The sequence below is a fragment of the Sphingomonas sp. genome, from assembly GCF_031380695.1.
Taxonomy (GTDB): domain Bacteria; phylum Pseudomonadota; class Alphaproteobacteria; order Sphingomonadales; family Sphingomonadaceae; genus Sphingomicrobium.
Genome location: NZ_JANMWY010000156.1, coordinates 1 through 2,393, shown reverse-complemented (window position 1 = coordinate 2,393; position 2,393 = coordinate 1). Strand labels below are relative to the sequence as shown.

General features: G+C 63.9%; 4 protein-coding genes. 2 read left to right on the top strand and 2 right to left on the bottom strand.

Annotated elements, in window-relative coordinates:
* Window positions 1–582: LD-carboxypeptidase (locus tag RMN84_RS05910; protein ID WP_309611267.1), on the top strand; the 582-nt coding region annotated here is incomplete at its 5' end.
* 78 nt (window positions 583–660) lie between these two features.
* Window positions 661–936: an SWIB/MDM2 domain-containing protein gene (locus tag RMN84_RS05905; RefSeq protein WP_309611266.1), complete on the top strand. Its 276-nt coding sequence runs from the start codon at window positions 661–663 to the stop codon at window positions 934–936.
* Window positions 937–1,032: 96 nt separating this feature from the next.
* Here the strand turns inward: RMN84_RS05905 and RMN84_RS05900 are convergent, their stop codons facing one another.
* Together RMN84_RS05900 and RMN84_RS05895 are read right to left on the bottom strand one after the other, a co-directional pair.
* Complete coding sequence (locus RMN84_RS05900; RefSeq protein ID WP_309611265.1) at window positions 1,033–1,782, bottom strand: NUDIX hydrolase; 750 nt, start codon at window positions 1,780–1,782, stop codon at window positions 1,033–1,035.
* Between the two features lie 107 nt (window positions 1,783–1,889).
* Window positions 1,890–2,171 (bottom strand): hypothetical protein, encoded by a 282-nt coding sequence (locus RMN84_RS05895; protein ID WP_309611264.1) that lies wholly within the window; start codon window positions 2,169–2,171, stop codon window positions 1,890–1,892.
* Between the last annotated feature and the right edge of the window lie 222 nt (window positions 2,172–2,393).

Below are 2,393 nucleotides of genomic sequence, written 5' to 3'. Positions count from 1 at the left end.
AACCGCATCGCCGAAGCGGCGCTCGCCGACCTTCCGCACGCCGCCCGCGCAAAAACCTATCTCGGCTACAGCGACGCGGGTTTCCTCCTGGCGGGGTTCCACAAGGCGGGCCTCACCGTCGCCCACGGACCGATGGTCCAGGATGTGCTGCGCGACGGCGGGGAGGCGGCGGTCAACCGCGCGCTCGACTGGCTGATCTACCGCGACCCCGCCGCGCTCGAGCCCGGCCTGACCGGCCCGGCCATGGCGTTTAACCTGACCGTACTGTCGAGCCTGCTCGGCACCCCGCTCGAACCCGACTTTAGCGGCGTCGAACTGCTGATCGAAGATGTCGCCGAGCATCTCTATCGCATCGATCGGACGATGTTTCACCTCACCCGCTCGCCCGCGATCGCCGGTGTCCGCGCCATCGGCCTCGGCCGGGTCAGCGATATTCCGGAAAATGATCCGGTGTGGAGCGGCACCGCCGAAGCGATCGTCCGCGACTGGTGCGGGCGGGCCGGAATCGCCTTTGCCGGCCCCGCCGATATCGGCCATGACGCAAACAATCGCGTCGTGCCGTTTCCCCTTGCGCAAAGTTAATTGCGGAAGTCGCTGTGTCCCCTTGCAAGGGGGGCAAGATTGCGCTCTACCTCGGCGCCGAACAACAGGAGGGCCAAAATGGCAAAAGCAACGACTGGGACACCGCGCAAAGCTGGCGGAGGACTGGCACGCCCGGTAACCCCGTCGGCCGATCTCGCCGCCATCGTCGGCGCCGCACCGCTGCCACGCAGCGAAGTGGTGTCGAAGGTATGGGCGCACATCCGCCAGCATAATCTGCAGAATCCGGCGAACAAGCGCGAGATTCTGGCGGACGACAAGCTGAAGAAGATCTTCGGCAAGGACAGCTGCACCATGTTCGAAATGAACAAGCATCTGTCCGGCCACCTCAAGTAGGTCTGGCTAACCCGATCTAAAAACAGGGCTCGCGAGCGATCGCGGGCCCTTTTTTGTCGAAATACTGCCAGAATCGCGACGCCGGAATCGTGGCACTCAATTGCGCCACATCTCCGCGATCCGCTCTTGAATGATTGGATAGCCGAGGTGCGCGGGGATCGTCAGCATCCGCTCGCCGTCCTGCTCCGCGATCCACGGCGAGATCGGCTCGACCGGGTGGCGGCCCGCGTCGTCGTGCATCGCCGCGATCGAGCCATGCTGCGCCAGCCGGTGCAGGGTGCACCGTGTCGGGAAGATCAAGCTCGCTTCGCCGGCGGCGTCGCGGCGCAGAACCTCGCCCGCACTGAGCCAGGCGGCGCTCCGATTCTCATGCTCGCCGACCACTGGCTGCCAGTCACCGGGCGGCGACTCGGCAAGAAAGAACAAGGTGTCGAACCGCCGGGCGACATGCAACTTGGGAATCCAGTGCGCGAACGGGGTCAATTTGTCCGGCACGATCGTCAGCCCGTGCCGCTCGAGCAGTACCGCCAGCGGCACTTCGGCGAGCAATTCCTGCTGCAATGCCAGCGCCAGTTCGCACGACGGGAGCGGATCGAGCGCCACCGGAACGGCGGTCTCCTCGATCGTTTCGCGGATCGCGGCGACAATCGCCGCGCCGTGCGCGATGCCGAGCAGTGCGCCGACCTGGCGGTCTTCGAGATCGACTCGCCCCCCGGGAAAGACCATCGCTCCGGCCGCAAACGCCATCGTCGCGGCGCGTTCGACCATGAGCAGTTGCGGAACGCCGGCGCTTGCCTGTCGGGCCAGGATCAGGGTCGCAGCGGGAATGGCGGGGGTGTCGGTCAAGCCTGTTCCCTAGGCGATCGGTCGCCAACGAAAAAGGGCCGGCACCGCATTGCGACGCCGACCCCTTGTCAATTCATTCGACCTCGAACGTCGCGAGGTCGATGAAATTACATCGCGTTGACCGCGGCGTTGCCCTGGCCTTCGGTCATTTTGCCGGCGGCGACATTGTCGGCGACGTTGTCGGCCTTGTCCTTCAGCTGGTCGGCCTGGTTATGGAGCGAATCCTCCATCGCGTCGTTCGATGTATTTTCGGCCATCGCATCCATGTTGTCGGCCATCGCACCGGCGTTGGCTTCGACATTGTCGGCGGCGACTTCATTGGCATTCTTGTTGCAAGCGGCCATCGACAGAGCGGCGGCACCGAGCAGAACGAAAGACATTTTCTTCATAATATAATCCCCTGTTTCGGGCACGAAGTCCCGTTCGAAACTGTACGCAAAGGCGCAACACAGGTCCCTCAACGCTGCCTGTTCGCTTGTAGTTCCCCGGTCAAGCGATGATTGTTCCGCGACGCAAGGTTGCGGCGACGCTCTGTCGCGCCTATCTTGGGGATGCCGGGCAACCGGCTATGTCGGTAGAATGTTAGGTGGAATAGGCATTTCGGACCCGGG

Bases quoted from the DNA above. Each gene is read 5' to 3' on its own strand.
- RMN84_RS05905 (WP_309611266.1), top strand. From the start codon at position 661: ATGGCAAAAGCAACGACTGGGACACCGCGCAAAGCTGGCGGAGGACTG.
- RMN84_RS05895 (WP_309611264.1), bottom strand. From the start codon at position 2,171: ATGAAGAAAATGTCTTTCGTTCTGCTCGGTGCCGCCGCTCTGTCGATG.